This window comes from Sulfitobacter sp. UBA4523, assembly GCF_002388305.1.
Classification (GTDB): domain Bacteria; phylum Pseudomonadota; class Alphaproteobacteria; order Rhodobacterales; family Rhodobacteraceae; genus Sulfitobacter; species Sulfitobacter pontiacus.
This window is the reverse complement of the sequence record NZ_DGMH01000053.1, coordinates 468-6,313: the sequence shown is the minus strand read 5'-3', so window position 1 is coordinate 6,313 and position 5,846 is coordinate 468. Positions and strand designations below refer to the sequence as shown.

4 protein-coding genes are annotated in these 5,846 nt (G+C 62.0%); all 4 read right to left on the bottom strand.

Going from position 1 to position 5,846, the window contains the following annotated elements:
• Positions 1-1,214 (bottom strand): urea ABC transporter substrate-binding protein (gene urtA / locus B3849_RS13315; RefSeq protein ID WP_286780277.1); only part of this gene is annotated, 1,214 nt, incomplete at its 3' end.
• A 338-nt stretch (positions 1,215-1,552) separates the two neighbouring features.
• The gene (locus B3849_RS13310) at positions 1,553-3,547 is read right to left on the bottom strand and encodes a TRAP transporter permease (protein WP_278426391.1); all 1,995 of its coding nucleotides are present in this window, start codon (positions 3,545-3,547) and stop codon (positions 1,553-1,555) included.
• A gap of 94 nt (positions 3,548-3,641) precedes the next feature.
• Positions 3,642-4,778 (bottom strand): TAXI family TRAP transporter solute-binding subunit, encoded by a 1,137-nt coding sequence (locus B3849_RS13305; protein ID WP_074635226.1) that lies wholly within the window; start codon positions 4,776-4,778, stop codon positions 3,642-3,644.
• A gap of 165 nt (positions 4,779-4,943) precedes the next feature.
• A partial coding sequence (locus B3849_RS13300) for an Ldh family oxidoreductase (RefSeq protein ID WP_286780276.1) occupies positions 4,944-5,846 on the bottom strand: 903 nt, incomplete at its 5' end.

The window sequence follows — 5,846 nt, the reverse complement described above, 5'->3', positions numbered from 1 at the left end:
ATCAGGTTCTTGGAGTCGGGCAGGAAGTCGGACCAGGCGTCGCCCGGCACCAGCTCCTCGGTCTCGGAGACGATGTCGAACTGGCCCTCGTCGTTGATCTCGCCGATCAGCACGGGCTTGGTGATGTGGTGGTTGGCCAGCATGGTGGACATGCCGCCGGTGAGGTTCGGCACCTCGACGCCCGGCAGGGCGGCAATGACCGCGTCGGCCTCGGTCGTGCCTGCGGCCTCGACCGCCTTCACCCACATGTTGAAGCCGATATAGTGGGCTTCCATCGGGTCGTTGGTGACGCGCTTGTCGTCACCGATGAAGGTCTTCCACTTCTCGATGAACTCGGCATTCTCGGGCGTATCGACCGACTGGAAGTAGTTCCAGGCGGCGAGATGGCCGACCAGCGGGCCGGTGTCGATGCCGGCCAGTTCTTCCTCGCCGACGGAGAAGGCGACGACAGGAATGTCGGTCGCGGCGATGCCCTGGTTGGCGAGTTCCTTGTAGAACGGCACGTTGGCGTCGCCGTTCACGGTCGAGACGACGGCGGTCTTCTTGCCGGTCGAACCGAATTCCTTGATGGCCGACACCTCGGTCTGCCAGTCGGAGAAGCCGAAGGGCGTGTAGTTGACCTTGATGTCCTCGGCGGCGACGCCCTTGTCCTTGAGATACTGCTCGAGGATCTTGTTGGTGGTGCGCGGATAGACGTAGTCGGTGCCTTCCAGCACCCAGCGCTCGACGCCTTCCTCCATCAGATAGTCGACGGCGGGGATCGCCTGCTGGTTGGGCGCGGCACCCGTGTAGAACACGTTCTTGGATGATTCCTCGCCCTCGTATTGCACGGGGTAGAACAGCAGGCCGTTCAGCTCTTCAATCACGGGCAGCACGGATTTGCGCGACACAGAGGTCCAGTTGCCAAAGATCACGTCGACCTCGTTCACGGTCAGCAGCTCGCGCGCCTTCTCTGCGAACAAAGGCCAGTCGGAGGCAGGGTCGACCACGACCGCCTCAATTTCGCAGCCCAATACGCCACCCTTTTCGTTCTGCGCGTCGATCAACATCAGCATGGTGTCTTTCAGCGTCGTCTCGGAAATCGCCATGGTCCCCGACAGCGAGTGCAGCACGCCGACCTTGACCGGATCGGCACAGTCCTGCGCCATCACCAGCGAGGTGGAGCCCATCAATGCAGCGGTCGCGCAGGCGGCAAGTTTTGTGAATGTTGTCATCTTCTATCCCCTGTTGGCGCTGCTACCCCGCGCGTCAGAACGCACTTTTCCGGGGCCCCCAAGCACGTTAGACAGGAGGCGCAGCATATTGTTGTGATCGTCGCATGGCTTGTTACATCTGCCAGGATCGCTTGCCGTGCGACGGTGTTGCCTGTGTCGGCACAAGGCCAAGATGCCTAGGGCAGTGGCGGAGTCGCTAGAAAAATGGCATGTCACAGGACACGCCCCTAGCCGCGCCTCATTTTTTGGCGCCAAAGATCGGGATCGCTTAAAATGTAACCGGCAGGCACACGGCTCCGGGGAAAGGCGCGCGACAAGCGCGCGCCAGCACCTTCGCCTTAGGGGGTGACGCGCGCAGCGGAGGTCGCCTGCCACGCCCGCAACATCGGCAGCGCACAAAGGGCGATTCCGATGAGAAAGGACAGGCTGTAGCCCAAACCGGCCAGATCATTCTGCGGCATGGCGATCAGCACGCCGCCAAAGAACAGCGCCACCCGCATCGGCAGCGCCCCACGGCCTTCAATCGGGCCGACAAGGCTGATGTACCCCTGCAGCGCCGCCGAGATCAGGGTCACCCCGATCATCGCACAGCTCAGCGCGACGACGACCTCCCACGCGGGGGCCTGACCAATCAACGCAGGGTTCAGCACAAAGAAGAAGGGCGCGATATAGATGACACCGCCAAGGCGCATCGCTTCGAACCCCGTGGCAATCGGGTTCGATCCCGCCATGGTCGAGGCCGCAAAAGCGCCAAGCGCTACCGGAGGTGTGATATAGCTGACCATGCCCCAGTAGAGAATGAACAGATGCACTGCCAGTTGGTTCAGCCCGCCGGCCTCAAGCGCGGGGGCCAGCACCACCGCAAGGAAGATATAGCAGGCGGTCACCGTCATCCCCATGCCGAAGATAAAGGCGGTGATCGCCCCCATCAGCAACAGGATCAACGTGCTGTCGCCGGCCAGAAACACCAGCTCGTTCACCAATGTGCCCGCCAGCCCCGTGGCCGAGAACGACCCGACGATCAGCCCGACGCCCAGCAGGATCGCCGTCAGTTCTGACAGCCCCATGCCGACACCGACGATCATATTGCCAAGGCGGCTCAGGTTCAGACGATGGCTCGCGCGGAACTGGTTCACCACCAACAGCAGCGCCGTCGCATAGAAGGGCGCAGAGGATTCCTGCCGCAGCCCGATCATCATATAGAGCAGCAGCGCGAAAACGAAGATATAGGGCCAGCCTTCGATCATCACCTGACGCAGGCGCGGAAGGTCAGGCTTGGGCAACCCGCGCAGCCCGCGTTTCGCGGAGTAGGCGTCGATCTGCGCAAACAGGCCCCAGTAAAACAACAGGCTGGGGATCGCGGCGGCCAGCGCGATTTCGACATAGGGGCGTGACAGGAAGGACGCCATGACAAAGGCCGTCGCCCCCATGATCGGCGGCATCAATACCCCGCCAGTCGAGGCGCAGGCCTCTGTCGCGGCGGCGGTCTTGGCCGAGAATCCGGTCTTGCGCATCGCGGGGATCGACACCGCCCCCGTGGTCAAGACATTCGAAATGACAGAGCCGGACATCGACCCCATAAAGCCGCTGGCAAAGATAGACACTTTCGCTGCGCCCCCGCGGTAGCCGCCCACGAGGCCAAGCGCCAGATCATTGAAAAACTGCCCGCCGCCTGTCCGTTGCAGCACCGCGCCGAACAGGATGAAGCCGATGACAACACCGCCGAACGCCTTCATCGGAATGCCGAAAGAGCTTTCGGCGGAATAGATATGGTAGGGCACCGTTTGCAGAAACGTGCTTTGAAAGCCCGAAAACGGGTCCGGCACGTGGCCCGCGAATGTCGGGTAAAAGGCAAAGAGGGTGACGATCAGGAACAACACCAGCCCCCCTGCCCGCCGCGTTGCCTCCAGGATCAGAAAGAAGAATATGACCGAGACATATTGCGCCGTTTCAGGGGCTGCATATTCCCACCCCTGCGACAGGTTCTGCTGCGCGGTTTGCGCCAGATAGCCTGTGGTCCCGACCGAAGCGGCAAACAGCACCCAGTCCAGCAGCGTCGGCTCCCCCCCCTTGCCGCCGCGGGCCTGAAAGATAAGGAATGTCAACGCGAGGAACATCCCCCCGAGGATATACAGATACCGCCCGTCGATCAGCACAATCCCGAAAAGCTGAAGGTTGAAAAGCTGGTTCACCACCAGCACCAGCGACAGCAGCGTGGTGATCACCACGACCCAACGTGCCACCCCCGAGATCCGCTCTGCCGGGGTGGCACCGTCAATCGCCACCTCCTCGAACTTCGGCTGCGGGGCGCGCGATGTATCGGGATCGGTCATAAAAACGCTTTCATATTAGGGGGTACGGGCCGGTAAGCGGCACAGCAGGAACGGGCCGGCATCATGACCAGCCCGCCCCGAACTTTGGAAAGGTTCAGAAAACGACAGAGAACCCGCCGTCTGCCAAGGCCTTGCGGCGCGCCTCGGACCAAGCGGCTTCCCAGTCAGAGGGGTTGGACGCTTTCGTCGCTTCCCATGCCGCGGCCAGCGCTTCTTGGCGTTTCACAAGTTTGTCGTTATGCGCCTGCGCGGTGTCGGACCAAGCGCCCACTTCTTCGAAATAGCGGATCGCCCCTTCGTGGTAGGGCACCACCCATTCCATGTTCTGCTTGTCCAGCGCCCAGCCACCGATGCCGGGGGAATTGCCGTCATATTTCGGGAACAGCTCTACCATCGCCTTGGTCATATTATAGACTAGCGCTTCGTCCGTGGCCGCAATAGAGGTCAGCACCGGATAGGCATAGCCCGCGCCCTGATAGCCGTCGGTCCCGTCGATGGTGGCCCCGACCTTGGCTTTGTTCAGCGTGAAGAAGGGGGCAATCTCCTGCATGCGGGCGAAACCCTCGGTGTCGTCGGGATCAATCGGCGGCCAGAACAGCCCGCGCGGCCCCGCTTCGGCCTCATATGCCTTGCCCGAGTTGGTCGACGCAAAAGCCGCATCGACCTGCCCTTCGATCAGGCCGGTCCAGCTGGCCCCGAACCCCCCGAAATCAACCCGCTCCACATCGTCCCAGGTCAGTCCGCCATAGGCCAGATAGGCTTCGGTGTTCACGTTCAACGCAGGGGCACCCACGATATAGGACACGCGCTTCCCCTTGAGGTCGGCATAGGTCTCGATCCCCAGATCGCCCGCGACACCGACCGCAAGGTTGATCGCGCCGCCGTTGTTCGCCAGCAGCACGCGGATCGGCTGCGGGCCCCAGTTTTCGGCCCCGAAATCAAACACACCTTCCTGCGCCATAAAACTACCGCCCACACCCGTGGCCGAGAATTCAACCCGCCCCTGGCGCAGCGGCTCTGTGCGCGACACGTCGTTCTTGCCCGGCAGCACCCGCAGGTTCACCCCCGCGGCATCTTGCAACGCAGCACCGATTGCCACGGCCTGATTATAGCCCGCCGACCCGGTGTCATAGGCTGTCCAGCTCAGTTGACGCGGCAGGTCCAGATCCTGCGCGACCCCCATGGAAGCCGTGAACCCAAATGCCACGACCGTCGTCTTCAATACGTTCATATCTTTCCTCCCAGAAATTCCTGCGGCGCAAAACATTCGCGTTTGCGGCAAGGTTAGCGGCCCGTTTTCTTGTGAAACGTGGTTCCGCCCTGTGGAAAAGGATAAGAGCGCGCCTTTCCGTGAGTCAACAAAAGACCGCGAGAGGCGCGATTGCGCAGGGTGACGTCAATCAGAGGTAGAGCATAGATGTTCTGACGCGGGAACACCCGCCTTGCGCGCCGCCGCCATCAATTGCGCCAATGTGCCTGCATCCAGCGGAATACCCTTGGCCGATCGCTCTGCCGTGCTGCGCCTTTCGGGGTCGCCGGGGAATTGCACCCCCGCCGTTCCGGGCGCTGCGGGGGATGCCTTGACCCAATCTGTATAGCTGTCCACATCCACACCAAAGCTTTGCGCAAGACCAAAGACATTGGGATCGATCAGGATCGCCATCATGTTGTTCACGATCCGGTCGGGCACCTCGCGCTCGGGCGCATAGGCCCCGCCCCCGCTGAACGATCCACCTAAGATATCCCCCAGCAAGGCGAGCCCGAACCCTTTATGCTGCCCGAAGGCCGTCAACGCCCCGCCCGCACCGTCAAATACCACCGACGGATCGCGCGTGGCATTGCCCTGCGCATCAATCAACGCCCCTTCGGGCGCGGGCTTGCCGCTAAGCTGAGCGACACGCGCCTTGCCCATGGCGATGGTACTGGTCGCCATATCCAGCACAAACATCGGATGCTTTTCGGTCGCCGGTATCGCCGTGCAGTAAGGATTCGTGACAAACCGCGCATCACTGCCGCCGAAGGGTGCCACGAGCGGTCGCGCGGACTGAACATTCGCGTAAAGGATGCAGATGAACCCCGCTTCCGCCGCCATGATGCCCCAGTCGCCCAAGCGCCCAAGGTGGAAGCTGTTGCGCAAGGACAGCATCACGAAATGGTGGGCCTGCGCACGATCAATCGCCAGCGTCATCGCCTGCTCTGCCACGATATGGCCAAAGCCACGGTGGCCATCGACCAAGAGGAACGGCCCTTTGTCCTGCACCAGCTCGATATCGGCCGCAGCGTCCAACTGCCCTGCATG